Origin of the sequence: Gluconobacter japonicus (assembly GCF_015244665.1) — a bacterium.
Classification (GTDB): domain Bacteria; phylum Pseudomonadota; class Alphaproteobacteria; order Acetobacterales; family Acetobacteraceae; genus Gluconobacter; species Gluconobacter japonicus.
The window spans coordinates 79366-100103 of the sequence record NZ_JABCQN010000002.1 but is presented as its reverse complement, the minus strand read 5'-3'; the positions used below and the strand labels follow the sequence as shown (position 1 = coordinate 100103).

The 20738-nt window shown below is 54.2% G+C and carries 16 protein-coding genes and 1 tRNA gene; 5 read left to right on the top strand and 12 right to left on the bottom strand.

Going from position 1 to position 20738, the window contains the following annotated elements:
* Window positions 1-115: 115 nt before the first annotated feature.
* From HKD32_RS03885 to HKD32_RS03850, 8 genes are all read right to left on the bottom strand, one after another.
* Window positions 116-191 (bottom strand) — tRNA-Lys (locus HKD32_RS03885).
* Between the two features lie 108 nt (window positions 192-299).
* Window positions 300-1178 carry a ParB/RepB/Spo0J family partition protein gene (locus tag HKD32_RS03880; protein WP_061931178.1) on the bottom strand — a complete coding sequence of 293 codons (879 nt, stop codon included), beginning with the start codon at window positions 1176-1178 and terminating at the stop codon, window positions 300-302.
* Window positions 1179-1184: 6 nt separating this feature from the next.
* Window positions 1185-1985: a ParA family protein gene (locus HKD32_RS03875; RefSeq protein WP_034880827.1), complete on the bottom strand. Its 801-nt coding sequence runs from the start codon at window positions 1983-1985 to the stop codon at window positions 1185-1187.
* Window positions 1975-2556 carry a 16S rRNA (guanine(527)-N(7))-methyltransferase RsmG gene (gene rsmG, locus HKD32_RS03870; RefSeq protein WP_061931175.1) on the bottom strand — a complete coding sequence of 194 codons (582 nt, stop codon included), beginning with the start codon at window positions 2554-2556 and terminating at the stop codon, window positions 1975-1977. Before rsmG ends, HKD32_RS03875 begins: the two co-directional genes overlap by 11 nt.
* Window positions 2553-4409: a tRNA uridine-5-carboxymethylaminomethyl(34) synthesis enzyme MnmG gene (gene mnmG / locus HKD32_RS03865; RefSeq protein ID WP_061931172.1), complete on the bottom strand. Its 1857-nt coding sequence runs from the start codon at window positions 4407-4409 to the stop codon at window positions 2553-2555. The genes rsmG and mnmG overlap by 4 nt, the downstream gene beginning before the upstream one ends.
* A 3-nt stretch (window positions 4410-4412) precedes the next feature.
* Window positions 4413-5708 (bottom strand): tRNA uridine-5-carboxymethylaminomethyl(34) synthesis GTPase MnmE, encoded by a 1296-nt coding sequence (gene mnmE / locus HKD32_RS03860; protein ID WP_194257562.1) that lies wholly within the window; start codon window positions 5706-5708, stop codon window positions 4413-4415.
* A gap of 114 nt (window positions 5709-5822) precedes the next feature.
* Window positions 5823-7259: a c-type cytochrome gene (locus HKD32_RS03855; RefSeq protein ID WP_062023473.1), complete on the bottom strand. Its 1437-nt coding sequence runs from the start codon at window positions 7257-7259 to the stop codon at window positions 5823-5825.
* A gap of 34 nt (window positions 7260-7293) precedes the next feature.
* Complete coding sequence (locus tag HKD32_RS03850) at window positions 7294-9558, bottom strand: PQQ-dependent dehydrogenase, methanol/ethanol family (protein WP_010504410.1); 2265 nt, start codon at window positions 9556-9558, stop codon at window positions 7294-7296.
* A 428-nt stretch (window positions 9559-9986) separates the two neighbouring features.
* On the opposite strand from HKD32_RS03850, the gene HKD32_RS03845 reads away from it, so the two are divergent.
* Window positions 9987-10472, top strand: a complete 486-nt coding sequence (locus HKD32_RS03845) for a methylated-DNA--[protein]-cysteine S-methyltransferase (protein ID WP_062023471.1) — start codon at window positions 9987-9989, stop codon at window positions 10470-10472.
* A 58-nt stretch (window positions 10473-10530) separates the two neighbouring features.
* On the opposite strand, the gene rho is transcribed toward HKD32_RS03845, so the two are convergent.
* The 3 genes from rho to HKD32_RS03830 all read right to left on the bottom strand — a co-directional run bounded on the left by rho (window position 10531) and on the right by HKD32_RS03830 (window position 14257).
* Complete coding sequence (gene rho / locus HKD32_RS03840; protein WP_010504413.1) at window positions 10531-11832, bottom strand: transcription termination factor Rho; 1302 nt, start codon at window positions 11830-11832, stop codon at window positions 10531-10533.
* Window positions 11833-12083: 251 nt separating this feature from the next.
* Window positions 12084-13613: a GMC family oxidoreductase gene (locus HKD32_RS03835; RefSeq protein ID WP_061931156.1), complete on the bottom strand. Its 1530-nt coding sequence runs from the start codon at window positions 13611-13613 to the stop codon at window positions 12084-12086.
* A 14-nt stretch (window positions 13614-13627) separates the two neighbouring features.
* The gene (locus tag HKD32_RS03830) at window positions 13628-14257 is read right to left on the bottom strand and encodes a gluconate 2-dehydrogenase subunit 3 family protein (RefSeq protein ID WP_228118766.1); all 630 of its coding nucleotides are present in this window, start codon (window positions 14255-14257) and stop codon (window positions 13628-13630) included.
* 174 nt (window positions 14258-14431) lie between these two features.
* On the opposite strand from HKD32_RS03830, the gene sucB reads away from it, so the two are divergent.
* From sucB to HKD32_RS03810, 4 genes are all read left to right on the top strand, one after another.
* Window positions 14432-15529, top strand: a complete 1098-nt coding sequence (gene sucB, locus HKD32_RS03825) for a dihydrolipoyllysine-residue succinyltransferase (RefSeq protein WP_061931150.1) — start codon at window positions 14432-14434, stop codon at window positions 15527-15529.
* A 109-nt stretch (window positions 15530-15638) separates the two neighbouring features.
* Window positions 15639-16637, top strand: coding sequence for a L,D-transpeptidase (locus tag HKD32_RS03820; RefSeq protein WP_061931147.1), 999 nt, complete (start codon window positions 15639-15641; stop codon window positions 16635-16637).
* A 147-nt stretch (window positions 16638-16784) separates the two neighbouring features.
* Window positions 16785-19031, top strand: coding sequence for a TonB-dependent receptor (locus HKD32_RS03815; RefSeq protein ID WP_061931144.1), 2247 nt, complete (start codon window positions 16785-16787; stop codon window positions 19029-19031).
* The gene (locus HKD32_RS03810; RefSeq protein ID WP_194257561.1) at window positions 19028-20215 is read left to right on the top strand and encodes a histidine-type phosphatase; all 1188 of its coding nucleotides are present in this window, start codon (window positions 19028-19030) and stop codon (window positions 20213-20215) included. The genes HKD32_RS03815 and HKD32_RS03810 overlap by 4 nt, the downstream gene beginning before the upstream one ends.
* A 71-nt stretch (window positions 20216-20286) precedes the next feature.
* Here HKD32_RS03810 and HKD32_RS03805 read toward each other — a convergent pair whose 3' ends face one another.
* The gene (locus HKD32_RS03805; protein ID WP_007282989.1) at window positions 20287-20676 is read right to left on the bottom strand and encodes a DUF3597 domain-containing protein; all 390 of its coding nucleotides are present in this window, start codon (window positions 20674-20676) and stop codon (window positions 20287-20289) included.
* Window positions 20677-20738: the final 62 nt, after the last annotated feature.

Here is a 20738-nt window from a genome sequence, read left to right as displayed (position 1 = left end):
GACTTTTCCTGCGGAAGAGTCCGGAATGAGTCCGCGACTGCCAATGCAGCAAACAGAACTAATATTCCGACTTTACGCAAAATAAAATTTCAAGAGAAAGACCGGAAACGGAGCTTGGTGGGCACACAAGGGCTCGAACCTTGGACCCGCTGATTAAGAGTCAGCTGCTCTACCAACTGAGCTATGTGCCCGTCGCTCCGTTTCCGGTGATGCGCGTTATAGAGCTAATTACGCGAGGTATGCAAGAGGGATTCGTAAGGAAAATAAATAAATCTGAAATATCCTCAAAAAACAATAACTTAAGATCGATTTAGTAGCCGCATGAGGCTCTCGAACTGTTCGAGAGACCGATAATCGATCTTGAGTGAGCCGCCTTTTTTACCATCGTAGGAAATCCGAACTTTCAGGCCAAGACGAAGAGCGAGGTCTTCTTCGATCTGAACAATTTCAGCATTTCGCCGGCTTTTGGGGGCAAGCTTCTTCTCCGATTTCTCAGCCGCAAGTGCTTCAGTCTGACGGACATTCAGGCCCTTTTCCAGAACGATCTTGGCGGCAGCCACTGGGTCAGGGTGGCCCAGCAGGGCACGAGCGTGACCAGCAGTTAACGCGCCTTGACGCACATAGGCGCGAACTTCGGAAGGGAGGTTAAGCAGGCGCATCGTGTTGGTGATGTGTGGGCGGGATTTACCAACAGCGCCGGCCAGTTCTTCCTGCGTTAGCGTATAATCGTTAAGAAGACGCTGGAGCCCTTCAGCTTCTTCGATCGGGTTCAGGTCTGCGCGCTGAAGGTTCTCGACCAGTGCCGCAGCCATGGCATCCGTATCATCCAACTGGCGCACATGGACCGGCACACTGTGCAGCCCCGCAAGCTGCGACGCACGCCAGCGACGCTCACCGGCGATGATCTGATAGCGTTCCGGATTGGCAGGGTCTGGTCGAACCAGAAGAGGCTGAAGAATGCCTCTGGAGCGAATGGAATTGGCCAGTTCTTCCAGGCGCTCGGGGTTCATATCCTGACGCGGCTGAAAGGGACTTGGTTCCAGCACATCGACGGGGAGGGTGGTGTGCTGCTGCACCGGAGTATTGGCGCGCGTTGTGCGGGCAAGTTGAGGGGCTTGATCCCCCAGCAGGGCTGCAAGTCCACGACCGAGGCGCGGGGAAGTGTCCTTTTTGGCCATCGCAGCTTACGCCTTTGTCCTGTTCTCGGTTCGCTTCAGAAGTTCATCTGCAAGGGCCACATAGGCAACAGCGCCTGTGGAGCGTGCATCATAGTTCAGCACCGGACTGCCGTGGCTCTGCGCTTCGGAAATACGGATATTTCTCGGGATCAGTGTTTCGAGAACCTGGTCTCCGAAGAACCCTCGTGCATCCTGTGCGACGAGTTCTGAAAGGTTATTTCGTCGATCATACATTGTCAGAACAATGCCTTCGAGATGCAGATCTGCATTGAAAGCACGCCGCACACGGTCAATGGTGCGGACAAGTTGACTGATTCCTTCGAGCGCAAAGAACTCACACTGAAGCGGAACCAGAACACTGTCGGCGGCAACCAGAGCGTTCAGCGTTAGGAGGCCAAGACTGGGAGGGCAGTCGATTAGGATGGTGTCGTAATCGCCTTCAAGGGCGCGGAGCGCATCGCGGAGACGATATTCCCGCCGCTCATCTGCAATCATCTCCAGTTCGGCACCAGCCAGTTCGTTATTGGCTGTGATGATCGAAAGATTCTCGAACTCGGTCGGCTGAGCAAGGGCATGTGGCTCTGCTTCCTGCATCAGAGCAGCATATGTGCCGACATTCCGCTGATCATACTCGATGCCTAATCCGGTCGAGGCATTGCCCTGTGGGTCCAGATCAACGAGCAGGACGCGCTGTTTCCGTGCCAGCGCAGCGGCCAGATTGATTGTGGTCGTGGTCTTGCCAACACCACCTTTCTGGTTGGTGACGGCAATGATACGAGTGGTGGGGGATACGGAATTAGACGACACGCTTGAAATCACTGACCTTGATGATGGCTCCGCCGGGGTCGGTGCGGCTGGGAAGAATGGTAGATGTCATGTGCCAGTCACGGCTTGCCTCGGTCAACTCATCCTGTGCCTTTATACCCTTGAGAAACAGACAAAATCCGTTTTCTTTCAGCAGAGGCCGCGCCCAGCCGAGCAGTTTGACCAATGGAGCCAGTGCGCGAGCTGTGATGATATCTGCTTCTGGAGGATTGGCCGCTTCAATTCTTTTGGGAAGAACAGTGACATTGGCTTCGCAGATACGGCCAGCCTCTCGAAGGAACGCGCATTTCCGCTGATCGGCTTCAATGAGCGTGACCGGATTACCCGTCGCGATGGCCAGAATGACACCCGGAAAGCCGCCACCAGAGCCGAGATCTGTAATGGTGGCGCCTTGGGGGATCTGGTCTGCGAGTTGCAGGCTGTCCTGAATATGGCGGGGCCAGAGTTGGCCTAAATCTTTCGGACTGACCAGATTGATCTTCGCATTCCACTGCACGAGCAGATCAGCGAAGCGCTCCAGTCTGTCCTGCGTTTCACGTGAAACGGTGGTCATGACAGGGTCCTTACATGAGCCAGCAGGGCAACAAGAGCGGCAGGCGTTACGCCTCGAACGCGTTGTGCGGCTGCAAAGCTGGTCGGTCGGGCCTGAGTGAAACGCTCGCGCATTTCGTTACTCAGGCCGCCAATGGCTGTGTAATCCAGATCGTCTGGCAGTACGATGGCACTTTCCGATGCAAGCTGTTTGATCTCACGGTCCTGCCTGTTCAGATAGCCACCATAGCGGGCTTCTGTTTCCACATGACGGCGGATGCGAAGCGGCAATTCTGCGAACCAAGGCGCTAGATCGAGAACTCTGGAATGATCACCATTACTGGCCAGAACATCGAGAACGCTCCGACGCCGTCCATCCAGTGAGACTTCAAACCCGACTTCTCTGAGTGTCTGGGGCAGGAATGTTGTCGAAGCGGCCTGAGCCATAGCCGCATCAATCTGGGTCTTCATATCTGTAAAAGCGTTGGCTCGTTCTGCCAGAACGCAGCCTGCATCCATACCTTTCGGGGTCAGGCGCAGGTCGGCGTTATCAGCGCGCAGGATCAGACGGTATTCGGCACGGGAGGTGAACATCCGATAAGGCTCGCTGATGCCGTGCAGCGTCAGATCATCAATCATGACACCCAGATAGGCATCGCTCCGATCCAGAATGAGCGGATCGTTTCCGGCTGTCGCGCGGGCAGCATTCAGCCCAGCGAGAAGGCCCTGAGCGCCCGCTTCTTCATACCCCGTGGTGCCGTTGATCTGCCCCGCCAGATACAGACCCGGCAGACTACGCAACTGAAGCGATGGCAGAAGTTCGCGTGGATCGACGTAGTCGTATTCCACGGCATATCCGGCAGTCACGATCCGGGCTTTTTCCAGACCCGGCATGGAGGCGATCATGAGCGCCTGAACGTCCGCCGGAAGGCTGGTGCTGATTCCGTTCGGATAGACGAGGTCGCCGCCCGGATTGCCAGGAAGTGCTTCGGGCTCCAGAAAAACCTGATGGGAAGATCGCTCTGCGAAGCGGACCACCTTGTCCTCAATTGACGGGCAATAGCGTGGACCACGCCCGGCAATCGCACCACCATACATAGCAGAACGATGTAGGTTCTCGTTGATGATTCGGTGTGTTTCTGACGTCGTCTGGCTGATGCGGCACGAGACCTGATCGTTCGTGATGCGATCCGTCAGGGGGCTGAAAGGTTCCGGGACCTCATCACCACGATCTTCGGGCAGATTGTCCCAGTCGATACTGTCCCGGGCAATGCGTGGTGGTGTGCCGGTCTTAAGGCGGCCCATACGGAGGTTCAGGGCTTCCAGACGTTCCCCCAATTTCGTGGCAGGGGCTTCACCGATGCGCCCGGCAAGTTGCTGCTCATGGCCGACATGGATCACACCGCGTAGAAAAGTGCCCGTTGTCAGGACAACAGCACCGCAATGAAAAGATCTGCCATTTTCACAAATGACGCCGCAGATCTGTCCGTTTTCTTCAATCAGATCCCCAACCGCTCCAGCCATGATCGTCAGGTTAGGCGTTTCTGCCAGAAGGGTTTGAATGGCCGTCCGGTAAAGGGAACGGTCAGCCTGTGCACGGGGGCCGTGAACGGCTGGCCCTTTGGAACGGTTGAGCAGTTTGAAATGGATACCCGCGCGATCGGCAGCTTTGCCCATCAAGCCATCCAGCGCGTCGATTTCACGCACGAGATGGCCTTTGCCAATTCCGCCAATAGCAGGATTGCAGGACATAGCTCCGATGGTTTCGAGCTTGTGGGTCAGCAGGAGTGTTCTGGCTCCAAAGCGTGCAGATGCTGCGGCTGCTTCGCACCCGGCGTGACCGCCGCCGATCACGATGACATCGAAATCGCTCAAAACCTACTTCCCGATACAGAACTGCCCGAAAATTGCATCGAGCAGGGATTCAACATCAACACGTCCCGTCAGACGCCCCAGAGCCTGCATGGAAAGGCGAAGCTCTTCGCCCCGCAATTCAGGCCAGGTGGCAGTCCGGGCGCGCTCCAGATGGGTGACGGCTTCCTGAATACCTGCACGATGACGTGCCCGGGTCAGGGGCGGTGCACCGGCGCTAGCAGTCAGTGCTGAGACCCGTTCCGTCAGTACGGACCGAAGTGCTGACAATCCATCACCTGTCTGGGTGCTGATGCCTAGCATGTTCGGCGGGGCAGATGCGATGTCGATTTTTGTACGAACCGCAATTTCATTGTCAGACAGAGCGTCCGTAGTTTCGTCTGGCCCAATTAAATGCAGAATGACGTCCGCCTGTTTCACGTGAAACAAAGCGCGCCGGATACCTTCTGCTTCGATCTCATCTTCCGTCTCACGAAGTCCCGCCGTGTCGATCAGCCGGAGGCGGACACCATTTAAAACCCAGTCAACGACAATGGCGTCTCGTGTTGTTCCTGCGCGATGCGTGACGATTGCTGCATCATAACCAGATAAGGCATTGAGAAGACTTGATTTTCCAACATTCGGAGAGCCTGCAATGACGACTGTTAACCCCTGTCGCATCAGTTCGCCGCGATTGTCCTGCAAGTGAGCGGACATTTCATGATGGAGCGCTGACATCTCAGCCAGAAGAGTTTCCTCAACTTCTGGAGGCAGGTCTTCGTCCGGGAAGTCAATCAGAGCTTCCTGATGCGCTAAAACAAGTCGTAGTCGCTGGGCCCAGCCATCGTATAACCGACTGAGAGCCCCATCTGCTTGTTGAAGTGCCTGTTTACGCTGGCTTTCCGTCTCGGAATCGACCAGATCGGCAATAGCTTCGGCTTGAAGAAGATCCAGCCGACCTTTTTGTACCGCACGTTTGGTGAATTCTCCTGGTTCAGCAGGCCTCGCCCCCAGATCAGTCAGAGCATCCGCAACGCGGGCAATAACGGCTGGTCCGGCATGAAGATGGAGTTCAAACCCGTCTTCCCCGGTGTATGACTTTGGGCCAGGCAGCCAGAGAACTACGGCATGATCCAGAACTTCGCCCTGATGACGAAGGCTGCGAAGGCTGGCGCGTCGAGGTTCAGGGAGGGAGCCGCAGAGGTTCTTGAGAAGTTCTGCACTTCCTGGTCCGCTAGCGCGCATGATGGCAATGGCCGCACGGCCCGCACCTGTTGCTAAAGCAAAAATAACCTGCGAGGTCGAAAAGGAGATGGGGGTCATGCTCCTTATGTAATGCAGGATGTGGTTCTGTGAAAACGGATTGATGGCAAAAGAAAAAAGGTGGTTCGCTTCCGAACCACCTTTTCATGTCAGGCTAACAAAGTTGGGAGAGGCTTACTGAGCCTGATCCACACCTGTGTGCGTCTGAGGGGAGAAGGTCCAGCCTTCGCCATAAGGCTGCGGCATGTAGGCCATCCAACCCTTGGAAGAAACATTCCATCCAGCCGTGGACACCGGAGCACCCGTTGTGCGGAGCTTGCGGATATCCGAAGCGGACAGCGTTCCTGGAGCCTGGTTGCCCCAGCTCTTACGCATGAAGTTGACGGCATCGGCGATCTGCTGGTCAGACAGATGATCGCGGAAGCCCGGCATCGCAACAGCGGACGGCGCCGTGTTCGTCGGAGGCAGGATGCCACCAAAAGTCACGATGTTCGCCATGGATGTTGCATCATCCGTAATGACAACCGGGTTGCCAGCCAGAGGCGGGAACATGCGGTTGACGCCCGTACCGTCGTTCATATGGCAGATGGAGCAGTTATGCAGATAAACCTCTGCGCCTGCGTCCCCCTTGCCACCGGCTTCGAGCAGGGCCGTAGCCTTGCCGTCATCCTGACCGAGGTTCTTGCCTTCTGGCACGGCCGGCATGCTCTTCAGGTACTTGGCGGTTGCGTGCAGATCGTCATCCGTCCAGTGCTGGGTGCTGTAAGCCACCACGTCGGCCATGCCACCGAAGACGGCAGAATGGTCGATACGGCCGCTCTTCAGGAACTCGGCAATGTCTTCTTCAGACCAGCGACCCAGACCCGTATCGCTGTTGCTGCGCAAGCTCGGAGCGATCCAGTTGTCGATCGGTGCGCCACCGGAGAGGTAAGCGTTGCCGTCCTTCGTCGTATAACCCTTGACCTGCATGGCCATGCCACGAGGTGTATGGCACTCGCCGCAATGGCCCGGGCCATTCACAAGATATTCGCCACGGGCAATTTCCGGATCGGAAATGCTCTTGTCGAGGCCGGGTGTAACTGTCGGAACAAACATTGCGCGCCAGATGGCCAGCGGCCAGCGCATGTTCATCGGCCAGGAAATGTCTGGTTCCTTGTTCTGACGGGCCACCGGCTTCACGCCATGCATGAAGAAAGCATACATGGCCTTGATGTCGTCATCAGACAGGCGGGCGAATTCAGGATATGGCATGGCCGGATAGACCGTTGCACCATCCTTGCGGATACCCTTGCGGATGGCCTTCGTGAAGTCTTCCAGCGTGTAGCTGCCGATACCGTATTTCGGGTCCGGCGTAATGTTGGTGGAGTAGATCGTGCCGATTGGGCTCTTGATCTCCAGACCACCAGCATAAGGCTGGCCGTGCAGCGCCGTGTGACAGGCGACGCAGTCAGACAGGCGAGCCACATAAGCGCCGCGCTGAATCAGGGCGTCATCAGCGTCCTGGGCTTGGGCAGCGCCGAAAGACACTGCCATAAGGCCGACTGCGGCCGCGTATTTCCATCCCTGTTTCATCTCAGATACCAGTCTGTCCCGAGTTAATGCCTTGAGCATGTCACGTCATTCCTTTCAGCGTGACGGTTTCCCGTCACGGATGGTCCGGCGTTGCAGGCGCAACCGAACCCTGAGGGACGTTGAGGAATTCAGCGTTGGGGACGCCTGCCTCATTCTCTCGGGCCTTGACTTCGTCTGCGTAGGACTCGTTGGCACGCTTCACAAGGAAGTTGCGGATGTCTTCGATTTCAGCCGGAGACATGGACGTATCGAAACGGTCCATACCATAGGCCGTCAGAGCACCCTTGCCGACGAGCTTGTAGAACTTTTCCTGTCCGCGGATTGCACCGGACCAGCGCAGGTCTGGCAGAACGCCACCGGAAATGCCGTTATCGCCATGGCAGGCTGCGCAATAAGTCTGGAACTGGAAGTAGCCATCCTTGATCTTGGCTTCGTCCCACTTTTCAGGTGGCTTCACCGGAACAAACCCGAGTTCGTTCTTGGTCGGAAGCTTGTCACTGCCGTCGAGAGCAAATGCAATGATTCTGGAATGGTTGACCGTCCAGCCCGACGTGCGGGCAACGCCGCCGAGGAAGAACGGATAGATACCGCCCCAGCCCACTTCCACAGCGACATACTGCTTGCCGTGTGCCGTGTAGGTCACAGGCGGAGCGATGATGGCGCTCTGGGCTGGGAAGGTGAAGAGGTCCTTGCCCGTTGTCGCGTCGTAGGCATGGAACTCGCCATTGGCGAGACCCTGGAACAGAACGCCGCCAGCCGTAGCCAGAAGGCCACCATTCCATGGACCCTTGTGGTCAACAGTAAAGACAGCCTGCTGCTTTGCGGGATCCCACGCAACGATCCAGCCCTTCAGATCCTTCAAAAACTGGGCCTTGTCAGCCTTATGCTGTGGATCGTTGTCATCCAGCAGACCGATCTTGTTCATGTCGAGGCCAAGGTTCCAGCTGTCGTGGTGAGCCTTGAAACCACCCTTCTGCGGATCGTAAACGAACGGAACCTGCTGGGCCGGGATATAAACCAGCTTCGTCTGTGGGCTGTAAGCCATGGCAGCGAAGTTATGGCCACCCAGATCGCCTGGGATACCGTACCAAGGCTTGCCGTTCAGCGTCCAAAGAGCTTCTGGATTATAGTTCGGGCGGCCTGTTACAGGATCCAGACCATTGGCCCAGTTCTCATAAGTGTAAGGCTTGCCGGAGATGAACTTACCGGTCTTGGCGTCGATGATGTAGAAGAAGCCGTTCTTTGGAGCGTGCACGAGCACATGGCGCATCTCGCCATTGATCGGCATGTCGAGCGCCATGATCTGCTGAACCGAGGTGTAATCCCACTGATCCATCGGCGTTTCCTGGAAATGCCAGACGTATTTGCCGGTGTCAGGATTGATGGCCACGATGCTGCCGAGGAAGAGGTTGTTACCCTTTCCTTCAGAACGGAACTTGTAGTTCCATGGCGAACCGTTACCCACGCCCAGATAAACGAGATCCGTTACCGGGTCATAGATCAGGGAGTCCCAGACGGTACCGCCGCCGCCCTGCTGCTTCCATGCGCCGCCCTTACCCCATGTCGGGTAAGCCTTGGACATCAAAACATCATCGGACGCAGCGCCATCCGGCTTGTTGTCAGGGTTCGGAACCGTGAAGAAACGCCAGTCCATTTTGCCGGTTTCGGCGTCATAGGCTGTGACGAAACCACGGGCACCGAATTCTGCACCACCGTTACCGACGATGACCTTGCCCTTGGCAATACGCGGAGCGCCATCAAGCGTGTAAGAGCGCTGATGACCCAGCTGGGCTTCCTTGGGAACCGTATAGACGCTCCAGACCAGCTTGCCGGTCTTGGCATCCAGTGCGATCAGACGGCCGTCAAATGTGCCGAAATAGACCTTGCCGTTCCAGTAGGCTGCACCACGGTTGACCGTATCGCAGCAGCCGCGGTCAGCGATGTTGCCTGGAACTTTAGGATCGTAGGACCACAGCAGCTTGCCGGTTGCTGCATCCAGAGCCTTCATTTTGCTCCAGTTGGTGGTGGCGTACATGACGCCATCAACGATCAGCGGCGTACCTTCCTGACCACGATTGGTATCCAGATCGTAGTGCCATGCGAGCTTCAGGTTGCTCGCATTGTCCTTGGTGATCTGGTCCAGCGGGCTGTATCGCTGCTCGGAATAGGTCCGGCCATAGCTCATCCAGTCTCCCGGATGCTGGTCGGCGTTTGTAATGGCTGTCCCTGTGTCCTCAGCTAGGGCGACAGGAGAGGCGGCGCAGAATGCCAAAGCGGCAGCGCAGCCCAGAAGGCGCTTCTTCGTAACGTTGATCGGCGTCAGTAGACCAGAAACCATGATCCGACTGTCCTCTTTGCAAAGACTGTTCCTGTTACTGGTATTTCGGACCCCTTAAGTCCTGATAGGCTCCTCTCACGCGATAAAGGTGCCATCAGTTTCTCAAGTTGTCTGGAAAACCAGCATCACGAGAACTTACTACTCCTTATTTTATTGTTTGTAGAAAACTGGGCTTCTGACGTTTCCGTGAGCGGTATGTTTGAGAAATAGTCTTCTTGATTAGATGAGAATTATTCTTAATAAGAAACAAGCAAACATCTTTGGTACCTGTCGCAGGTTTGACACAAAAAATGGCAGTTTCTCAACAAGGTGAGTAATATTTCGTAAAATCATACAAAAATGATCCCATATGTTATTTGAGAATACCGGCTTCCCGGCATATGCGTGACACGCATGTGTTTTTTTCATAGGGACTCTTTTAGGGAAGCATGATTGACGCTTTCCTGGGGATGAGGCAGCGTATCTGCATGCCACAGCTTTCCTGTCATTCCCCACTTGGAGCCCTGACCATCAGCGAAGATGAAGGGCGTATTGTTGCTCTTGATTGGGGCTGGGGCCGCGATCAGGAAGAGACGCCACTTCTGGTGAGGGTCCGCGATCTTCTTGAAAAATATTTCGATGGGGAGAAGGTCGATTTCAGCGACCTTCCATTTTCTCCCTATGGAACGCCTTATCGCCAGAAAATCTGGAAAGCCATTCTAAAAATCCCATACGGAGAAACGCGGACTTACGCTGAAATTGCCGCACAGGCTGGAGGGTCAGCGCGCTCTATTGGTGGGGCTATGGGAGCCAACCCAATTCCGGTTCTCATCCCCTGTCACCGCGTTGTAGGGGCAACCGGGCTAGGGGGATATTCCGGATTGAATGGTGTTGAAGACAAGAAAATCCTTCTTGATCTCGAAAAAGGCGACTGAAAATACCAACAAAAAAGGGGAGCCGAAGCTCCCCTTTTTTGCATGAACAGAAAACGGATTAGTTGTTCATGGCTTCAAAGAAGTCGTGGTTGGATTTGCTGTATTTCAGCTTGTCCAGCAGGAAGTCCATGGCATCCATCGTCCCCATTGGTGCGAGGATACGGCGCAGGACCCACATCTTGGACAGTTCAGCACGGTCAACCAGCAGTTCTTCTTTACGTGTGCCCGACTTGGTGATGTCGATGGCAGGGAAGGTGCGCTTGTCAGCCAGTTTGCGATCCAGGATGAGTTCGGCGTTACCGGTGCCCTTGAACTCTTCAAAAATCACTTCATCCATGCGCGAGCCGGTATCGATCAGCGCCGTAGCGATGATGGTGAGCGAGCCACCTTCTTCGATATTACGGGCTGCACCGAAGAAGCGCTTTGGGCGCTGCAGAGCGTTGGCGTCCACACCGCCGGTCAGCACCTTGCCGGATGATGGCACAACGGTGTTGTAGGCACGGGCCAGACGGGTGATGGAATCCAGAAGGATCACGACGTCCCGCTTGTGTTCAACCAGGCGCTTTGCCTTTTCGAGAACCATTTCCGTCACCTGAACATGGCGTGTTGCCGGTTCATCGAAGGTAGAGGAAACAACCTCACCGCGCACAGAGCGGGCCATGTCCGTCACTTCTTCCGGACGTTCGTCGATCAGAAGAACGATCAGAAAAACTTCTGGATGGTTTGCTGAGATCGAGGCTGCGATGCTCTGGAGCATCACGGTCTTACCCGTCCGCGGTGGAGCGACGATCAGGGCGCGCTGGCCCATACCGATCGGCGTGACAAGGTCGATGACACGAGGCGTGTAATCGCGCTGGTCTTTCTTGCCCTTGCTGCGAGGAGATGTCTCGGAAACAGCGGGCTCGGACTGTTCAACTTCCATCTTCAGGCGACGCTCAGGGTAGAGCGGCGTCAGGTTATCGAAATTGATACGCGTCCGGACGACGTCCGGGTCTTCGAAGTTGATGGTGTTGACCTTGAGGAGCGCGAAGTAACGCTCGCCATCACGCGGGGCGCGGATCTGGCCTTCAACCGTATCACCGGGGCGCAGACCGAAACGGCGGACCTGCGTCGGGGAAATGTAGATATCGTCTGGGCCGGGAAGATAATTTGCTTCCGGGCTCCGCAGGAAACCAAAACCATCCGGCAGGATTTCCAGTGTTCCCTCGCCGTAGATCGCCTGATCGCGCTCGGCAAGGGTCTTGAGGATAGCAAACATGATGTCCTGCTTGCGCATGGACGAGACGTTTTCGATCTCCAGTTCCTCTGCATAAGCCAGCAGATCGGCCGGAGATTTTTTCTTGAGTTCGGCGAGATGCATGAAAAACGCGCCTTATGTGCCCTTGGGGCAAACCTTATGGGGGAAGGATGGGCCTGCCTGATGCTGAATGATCAGAACAGAGGCTACGGACGTCAGGCACCTTTTCAGGGCGTGGCATCGGAAGCAAACGTCATCCGGTTAGGAAAGGAGACCGGGTGGCTAGATAACCACCAGGAAGTCCCCGTTGGATTACCGGAGCGCGCGAAGGAGTGTCAAGCCTGACGCGCTCGGTGACATGACTTTGATATGAATCAATGGGTCAGCATGGCATCGGCCGTGCGAAGGGCCAGAGCCATGATGGTAAGGGCGGGGTTGGCAGCGGTGGCGCTTGGGAAGGTAGAGTGATCGCTGATCCACAGGTTGTCGATATCGAAGCTCTGCCCGTAAGGCGTCACAACAGCAGAGCCGGAATCTTTCCCCATACGCGCCGTGCCCATCATGTGCGCCGCCCGATCAAGAATACGAAGATCCTTCGCGCCAATGGCGTTCCACATACGGGTCAGCAGGCGGGAGGCATGCGCATGCATGGCCAGTTCGTTAGGGCCATAACTGTGCGTGATCAGAGGTTTCGGGATACCGAAATGGTCTTTCTCGTCTGAGAGCACAACGCGGTTTTCAGGGCTGGGCATGCAGTCTCCGTGAATCCCCATGCCGATGCTGCGATTATACCCTGCGAGCGTACGGACAAGATCTGCCCCACGACGGGTAGACCCGCGTGCGATGTTGGAAGCCCAGGTGATGGGCATCATGCCAAGAGACTGGATCAGATATCCCCCAGCGAAATCTGCGTCTTTCGGGCGCATCATGTCTTCAGTAATTGTCAGGGAAGGATAACCGCGATTGGGGCGAACCTCCTGGTCAATCTCGCCCCAGATCTGGGTTGAGATATGAGTCATGTAATTTTCCCCAACCTGCCCTGAACTGTTAGCCAGCCCGTTATGCAGAAGCAGACGGGCAGTTTCGACAGCACCGGCAGACAGAACCAGTTTCTCGCAGCGCTGTCGGATATCCTGGCCATTCTGCTTATAGACAACACCTGTCACGCGACCTGCCTGGTCTGTTTCAATGGTATGAACGAAACAACCCGGTCGTATTTCGGCGCCATATGCAACAGCCAGCGGAAGCCATGTGTTGTCAGTGCCTGATTTTGCACCATTCCGGCATCCCTGATGACAGGCTCCACAACTGACACAGCCCTGCCGTTCACCAAAATATGGTTGATTGAAAGGTCGTGTGATCAGCGCTGTCGGACCGTCAGCATGACGAAGGCCTAAAGCGTCGCAGGCGTCGCGCATTTTCAGGGCTGCCGGATTTGCTGGCGGGGGCGAGTAGGCATATTGCCGGGAGGGATCCCATGGATATTGGGCCGGGCCAGAGACACCAATGAAGGATTCTACTTCTTCAATGTAAGGAAGCAGTTCCTCGTAACGGAAAGGCCAGTCCACGCTGCGGCCCGTTTCCGTATGAAGCTGGAAGTCCCGGGCGTCCGGGCGAGGAAGAAAGGCTCCATAGTGCAGCATGGATCCACCAACGCCCGTTCCACTATTGTTGCCGCCGAAAGGCTGAGGATTACGCCCCCCGGAAAGGCGTTCGTTAAGCCAGTAGATTTCGCGGGCTTCGATTTCGTCAGATGTATAGTGTGCAGGTGTGAATTTTGGTCCTGCTTCCAGCACAAGAACGCTCTTGCCTGCCTGGGCCAGCCGTGCGGCGAGGGGCGCTCCGCCAGCGCCGCTTCCAACAATAATGACGTCCAGAATATCGGTCTCAGCATAAGTCTTCATTTTTCAGGTGCGCCTTATGCTGCGGAGGAAATTTTTGTGGCAGGTTCGAAGTCTTCCCGTTCATTCGCCTGAACGGTTTCAAAGCCCTGAAATCTTTCGTCACCACCGTTCAGGTTGGCAGACATTCCAAGTCTGTCCTGAACGCGGGGATCAGCCAGAAAACATTCGATAACGTCTGCCCGCAGATCGAGAGCCCATTTCTGCATTTGTGACGGATTCAGACGGTTAGGCGTGTCCAAACCAGCTTCCCCTTCTCCCATGGCATCCAGAAATGCCGCGACGTCGCTCTCTTCGAGCAAAGAAAAAGGGCGCTCAAATTGTGAAATGGAAAGATCATTCAGAGTCAGGAGGGCTTGCTCCCACGCCTGACTGTCGGAAGGAAGTTCTGCAAAGCGCCAACCGTCCCGCGGTCCGCTCAAAGCGAGATCAACCCGCAAAGCAAGATTGAGCGTCTGTTGGCCCAAAACCTCTTCCTGCGGCAGGAGAACGGTCACAAGGCGTTCCAAAACCGCAAAAGCGGTCGAAGAAAGCGTTCGTTGTGAGCCTGACGAATCTTCTTCGAGGCGTTCCTTCAGGATGTCATGAGTGCGGTGGGAAAGATGATCTGAGGCCAGAAAGGGAGGAAAATCAGACGGGTTTGTCATGTCGGCGTCCTTTGCTGCATTTTTCAAAGTCCCGGCATAGAGATAGTTCCTGTCTCCCGCTCAGGATCAAGATGCACTATCCTGCTTCAGTTATCCTGTCGGGCATCCGGCGGAATGAGAGTTAGAAGAAGATCCATCCCCTGATTAGGGTGTTTGTGCAAGTGAGGAGAGACGATGGCGGTCGAGATCCGGGTGCCGGCGCTGGGAGAAAGCCTGACGACCGCGACTGTCGCGCGCTGGCTGAAGCAGGCGGGTGATTACGTTCAGCATGACGAAACAGTTGTCGAACTTGAGACGGACAAGGTGAGCGTTGAGGTGACGGCACCTTCTGCCGGGCGCCTTGAGAACTGTATTCCGTTGGGGACGGAAGTGGAGATTGGTGGTCTTTTAGGCCAGGTTGATGAGACGGCTGAAGCACCAGCGGTGACCGCATCTGAAGTTCTGCCTGTCGAGGCTGTATCTTCTGAGCCTGTCGCGCCGCCGGTTGTTGAGCCTTCACCTGCGCCAAAACCGGCTCTTGGACCGACAATCACGGAGCCTCCGGTTGTCGGTAATTCTGGAGAGAATATCTCCCGGGAACGTCGCGTTCCGATGTCGCGACTGCGGCAGACGATTGCACGAAATCTGAAAGCAGCACAGAATACGGCTGCAATCCTGACGACATTCAATGAAATTGACATGTCTGCGGCCAAGGCACTTCGGGCCGAATACAAGGATGAATTTGAAAAAAAACATGATGGTGCCCGACTGGGCTTCATGTCTTTCTTTGCCAGAGCCGTAGTCGGGGCACTTCGTGATTATCCAGCCCTGAATGCCCAGATTGAAGGAGATGAGATCGTTTATCGTGATTTCGTCAATCTCGGGATCGCGGTTGGAACAGAGCGCGGACTGGTTGTCCCTGTTCTTCATGACGCTGACCAGATGAGTTTCGCAGAACTGGAGCGTCGTATTGCGGATTACGGCAAACGCGCGCGAGTAGGGTCGCTCAAACTGGACGAGCTGTCACACGGGACGTTTTCAATCACGAACGGCGGTATTTTCGGATCGCTGCTTTCAACGCCAATTCTGAATACGCCGCAGTCGGGCATTTTAGGTATGCATGCCATTCAGGATCGTCCTGTCGTGCGTGACGGTCAGGTCGTTGTTCGTCCCATGATGTATGTTGCATTGTCTTATGATCACCGTCTCGTGGATGGGCGCGAAGCTGTCAGCTTCCTTGTTCGCGTCAAGCAGCTTGTTGAAGATCCGAGGCGGCTGCTTCTCGATCTCTGATCTTTTTCGGAAGACGCAACGTTAAGACGTGGCGTCTTTTGCTGAACGCCGGACGAGTATCGTTCCCCCGCGTTCATTGAACCATTTTGAACCGAGGGTTATTCCAGCCATGTCACCTGCTTTCAGACTGTCTTATTCCATCCGGCTTCTTGCCATGACAACGGTCTTGGGAGGAGGTGTACTGCCATTGCTGGCGTGCGCGCAGACTGATCCAGCGGGGGGAGAAACACCACGGCCTGCTGCCGTGACAAGTGCAATCGGAGATGTGTCGGTTCCGCCTCCTGCAATAAATCCACCCACTGATGCCGCGCCTGTCATTCCTCCTGTAGAAATTCCGCCTCTTCCTGTCGTGAGTAATGCTGAGGCACATAAAGAAGCCGCCCGACTGGAAAAAATAATGGTGAAAACCGTCAAGGGATTTTCAACTTACAAACCAGAACGCCGGGAAATATTTATTACTCTGGCTCAGGAAGAATTGACGAAATCCGGTTTGCCAATTTCACGCCCACAACTTGTTATGGTTGTGGATCGAAATGAAAAAATACAGCATCTGGATTTTGTTCTGGCACTTCCGGATGAGCCTTGGGTTTCGATTGGGGGAACTCCGGTCTCCACGGGAACAACAGGCCGCAAATATTATTACATTACCCCAACGGGTGTTTTCCAGAATACGGCAGACAGGCTGGGCTATCGCGCGGAAGGAACCAAAAACAAATATGGTATTCGCGGTATTGGCGCCAAGGGATCCCGTGTCTGGGATATGGGGTGGCAGACCGCATTGAAGGGGTGGTTACCCAAACATGAAACCGGGCAGATCAGGCTGGAAATTCATGCGACAGATCCGCAGTTTCTGGAATGGCGTCTCGGACATCCAGCCTCGGAAGGGTGTATCCGTATTCCGGCGACCATGAATCACTTCATGGATCACTACGGTTTGATCGATGCGTTGTACGAGCAGGCAGCCGGTTATGATCCGCGGTTTTCGGCCCTGTTGCCAAAAGATCGGGAGCAGACACCTATTGCTGGAGATCTGGTAATTGTTGTGGATTCCGGACCGTTAACCGAGCCAAAAATTGATCCGATTGCAGATAAAAGACCTCTTCCCTGATGTTGGGAATAAGAAATATTACATAATAAGTATGACATTTTTGGGTAAACCGTATGAAACTTCTGTTGCGGAGGGGTAATACAGGTTTTCAGTATCCAGAAGCATGAGTAATGAGCGTCTTCTCTTCCACGGGAGCACGCGATTTCCATGAAAAATGTTCGAAAAAGTTTCGTCCTGTCCAGCCATATTGTGACAGGGGCGATTCTTTTTGGTTCTGTTGCATATGCTGCTGAAAGCAAGCATGCGGACGACAAAAAAGATGCAAACAAAGAAACACAGGCAGTTGAAAAACTGACTGTTCTAGGTCATGCTTCTCGTATCGCTCCCGCAACGGTACCTTTGGACATTACGCAACCGACATCAAAAATCCAGTCAGGGTTTTTGGCGAATAATATTATTCCACTGGCAAGTGTTGATGATATTATTCAGTTTCAGCCTAGCGTTTTTTCGCAAAACCCTAATGGCCCGGGAATGGGAAAAGCGGAGACAATGAGTCTTCGTGGGTTTCAGGACGGTCAGTATAATATGACGTTTGATGGTATTCCGTTCGGGAATGCCACGGACCTTGGGCATACAACCTCATCGCTGTTCATTTCCCATTTTCTTGGGGAAGCCCAGATTGATCGTGGTCCTGGAACTGCGTCAACAATTGGGAATGCCACTTTCGGTGGCACAATGGGATTTACGTCTAAAAATCCTGCTGCCCGGATGGGCACAACCCTGTATGGAACGTATGGAAGCTTTAATACCCGTGCGGGCGGTATTGAGTTCAATACAGGAAAAACCAGATTTGGCCGTGCTTTTATCGATATGCAGCATGAAGAGACGAATGGTTATCTGACCAACTCGTCCGAACGTCGTAGCAATCTGATGTTTAAGGATGTTGTTGACCTTGCACCAGAAACGACGCTGACAATTGAAACGACCTATAACAAGGAATGGCAGTACACGACGCAGGGCGCCACGCTGGAAGACTATAGAAAATACGGTAAAAATTACGGACTTTGTAATGATCCGAAAAAGCAATGTTATTACGAATACCAGCCTAGCACCTACACATCTGATTTTGACTATATCTCTCTTAAAACACGTCTTCTGTCATGGCTGACGTTGGAAAATCAGATTTATACGAGTGGTTTCGAGCATGATTATTCCGAAAGCACGGATGCCAGTCAGAGTAGTACTGCGGCAAATGGTGTGACGTTCTACAATGCAGCAGGTAAAAAAGTAGCGACGTATAAAAATGATATTCCTGGCAAATATGCCGATGCAGCATATCGAACCTACGGAGACACTCTCCGCCTGAAGGCGCATACAACTTACGGTGACATTCTTACTGGTGTATGGGCAGACGTTCAGAAGGATCGACGATATACGTACGCCATTGATATCAGTCAGGGCTCCATCCCTGTGACTGGGAAAAGTGGTTCTCCGTATAATTATGATATTTCAGATCTGAACACGACTATTCAGCCTTATCTTGAGTTGAATGTTCACCCATGGAAAGGTGCAACAATTAAACCGGGAATAAAATATTCCATCTTCAAAAGAGATTACGATGCGGGTATCAACAAGAGCACAAAGGTGCCATTGAAAGATACGCAGAGCTATAATTCCTGGCAGCCCTCTATTGCGATAAATCAACGTATTATCAAGAACTGGAGCGCCTACGCACAGGTTGCGCGAGGTTTTCTCGCACCGCCAATGTCTGTCTTCCAGGCGAATTCCGTTGGAGACGTAAAGCCTGAAACAACCATGAATTATCAGGTCGGGTCCGTATATCATGGTCGGAACTGGATGCTGTCTCTGGACGGGTATTATATCAATTTCTCAAATTATATTGCTGCTGCCCAGATCAAGGTCCCGAATATCGGTACGACATCGACATATGTGAATAGCGGTGGCGCAATCTATCGGGGAATTGAGATCGAAGGACAGTATGTCATTGGCTACGGTTTTTCTCTTTACGGGAATTACAGTGTTAATGATGCAAAATACAAACACAGCCATGTCCGGGTTGCTCAGTCACCTAACGCACTTGCCTCCTTTGGTGTGCTTTATGAGAGTGAACATGGGCCATATTTCTCCCTTATGGGAAAATATGCCGGAACGCATTGGGGTCTGGACAGCACTACGGATGATGAAGGAAACACGGCTTTCAAAAATCAGTATAAAATTGGAAGCACGGTGACTGCGGATCTCGCCATGGGCTGGCGAATTCATCACATTGGCTCGTTTTTCAGAGATGTTACGCCGAGCATCAAGATTGCCAACCTCTTCAATAACCGTGCGATCAGCGATTTTGCGGGCAACCAGTCTTATGGAGATGCCCCATTGTTCTGGCGTATTGCCGGCCGGAGCGTCTTCTTCAACATGACCGCAACGATGCCATGATGCGACGGTTTTCTTCGCTTGTTTGCCTGCTTGTTCTGGGGGCTTGTGCACCTCAGACGCAGGGAGACGTGCTTGAAAAAGTTGTTCTTCTCAGTCGACATGGAATTCGCAGCCCTACACAGTCGCCGCAGGATATGGAGCGCCGTACGGGTCACGCCTGGCCTGTCTGGTCTGTGGCACCGGGGGAAATGACGGATCACGGTGCTAAAACTCTTGCTGCGATGGTGCAGGCTGTTCAGGAGACTTACCGTAAAACTGGCATACTTCCTGCGTCAGAAGACTGCCAGACAATGGAACAAGAGAGCGTTGTCTGGGCGGATACGGCCGATCATAGAACACGACAGACAGGTGAGATCTGGGCAAAAGGAATTGCGCCTGAATGTGCCGTAAAAGCTCAATGGGCGCCTACTGCGGCTGATCCTGTCTTCAATGCACTTGGTACTCAGTCCGGCCGTGTTGATCCTACGGCATTGAGGCGGGACTTTGATGCTGCGGAGAGAACCTTACCCGAGCCAGCGTCCACCAATGCGCTGAACAGACTTCAGGCTCTTCTTACTCCGAAAGGCTGTTTGTCAGATCCAGCATCGCCTCAATGCCTTGCTGGGCCGACGAAGATTGAGTGGAAAAAGGGTACTCCTCGCCTTCAGGGAGGCTTTGTAACAGGAGGAATGGCCGCGGAAAGCCTGTTGCTGGCCTATTCCGAAGGGCTGTCGTTAACAGGCTTCGGCATTACCGACAAAGACGCACCGGCTTTTATCGACGCAATCATGCCTGCGCATGAAGCAGAAAATCACCTGCTGCGCCGTTTGCCTGAATATGCTCGAGCCCGGAATAGTATAATGGCCGAGACTATTCGCGCGTTTCTGTCTGACCGGTCTGTGCCGTCTATTCCGAGCGTTCTGCCTTCAACGAAGGTGCTGGTTCTGGCGGGGCATGACACGAATCTGGCAGCCATGATGGCGCTATTCGGATTGGACTGGTCTTTCCCGGATCAACCTGATTCGACCGCGCCCAATACCGTTCTGGCGTTTGAGCGTTGGCACCATTCTGATGGCACGCGTGATATCAGGGTAAGGATTTTTCATCAGTCCCTGGTTGAGTTACGTGAGGGAAGAGCGCCTGATATCGAGGCTTCAGCCATAACGCTTTCCCCCTCGTGGCCTGTTCTGGCTCGTCAGCCCTGAACGCCTTTCCAAGACAAAAAAAGCCCGGATGTTTTCATCCGGGCTTTTTCGTAACGGATCTAAAGGAAGGCTTAGTGAGCCCAGCCTTCAGGAACCTTGCCGCCGTTCTTGGCCAGCTCGGCATAGACCTGCTTGATGAGCCAGACGTTCATCGTTGCTGAGTCGTCCGTGCTGCCCGTGTAGTGCAGTTCGCCTGCAAGCTGCTTACGTGCTTCCAGGGAGCTGTCGAGACCGAGCAGCTTCAGAAGATCCACAATCGAGGTCTTGTAGTTCAGCGGCTGGCCAGCCTTGGATGCCAGATCGGAAAGAACGGCATCCACGTCCACTGGTGCGGCTGGGGTAGCAGGTGCCGCAGCAGCCGGAGCGCCAGCGGAAGCCTGTGCATCAGCCGTGCCGGACGTTGGCGTGGCTGCTTCTGCATGTCCGAAAATCTTGGACATGATCGTGCTGAAAAGACCCATAGGAAATACTCCTGACGGTTTGAAAAATGGTGTCGGGGTAGACAACGCCTACCCCATGTCAC

Coding starts and splice junctions, on each gene's coding strand:
- rho (WP_010504413.1), bottom strand. CDS start 11,832: ATGCATCTCGCCGAACTCAAGAAAAAATCTCCGGCCGATCTGCTGGCT.
- HKD32_RS03835 (WP_061931156.1), bottom strand. CDS start 13,613: ATGAAGACTTATGCTGAGACCGATATTCTGGACGTCATTATTGTTGGA.
- HKD32_RS03810 (WP_194257561.1), top strand. CDS start 19,028: ATGATGCGACGGTTTTCTTCGCTTGTTTGCCTGCTTGTTCTGGGGGCT.
- HKD32_RS03880 (WP_061931178.1), bottom strand. CDS start 1,178: ATGGCCAAAAAGGACACTTCCCCGCGCCTCGGTCGTGGACTTGCAGCC.
- sucB (WP_061931150.1), top strand. CDS start 14,432: ATGGCGGTCGAGATCCGGGTGCCGGCGCTGGGAGAAAGCCTGACGACC.
- HKD32_RS03815 (WP_061931144.1), top strand. CDS start 16,785: ATGAAAAATGTTCGAAAAAGTTTCGTCCTGTCCAGCCATATTGTGACA.
- HKD32_RS03805 (WP_007282989.1), bottom strand. CDS start 20,676: ATGGGTCTTTTCAGCACGATCATGTCCAAGATTTTCGGACATGCAGAA.
- mnmE (WP_194257562.1), bottom strand. CDS start 5,708: ATGACCCCCATCTCCTTTTCGACCTCGCAGGTTATTTTTGCTTTAGCA.
- HKD32_RS03855 (WP_062023473.1), bottom strand. CDS start 7,259: ATGCTCAAGGCATTAACTCGGGACAGACTGGTATCTGAGATGAAACAG.
- HKD32_RS03850 (WP_010504410.1), bottom strand. CDS start 9,558: ATGGTTTCTGGTCTACTGACGCCGATCAACGTTACGAAGAAGCGCCTT.
- HKD32_RS03845 (WP_062023471.1), top strand. CDS start 9,987: ATGATTGACGCTTTCCTGGGGATGAGGCAGCGTATCTGCATGCCACAG.
- HKD32_RS03830 (WP_228118766.1), bottom strand. CDS start 14,257: ATGACAAACCCGTCTGATTTTCCTCCCTTTCTGGCCTCAGATCATCTT.
- HKD32_RS03820 (WP_061931147.1), top strand. CDS start 15,639: ATGTCACCTGCTTTCAGACTGTCTTATTCCATCCGGCTTCTTGCCATG.
- rsmG (WP_061931175.1), bottom strand. CDS start 2,556: ATGACCACCGTTTCACGTGAAACGCAGGACAGACTGGAGCGCTTCGCT.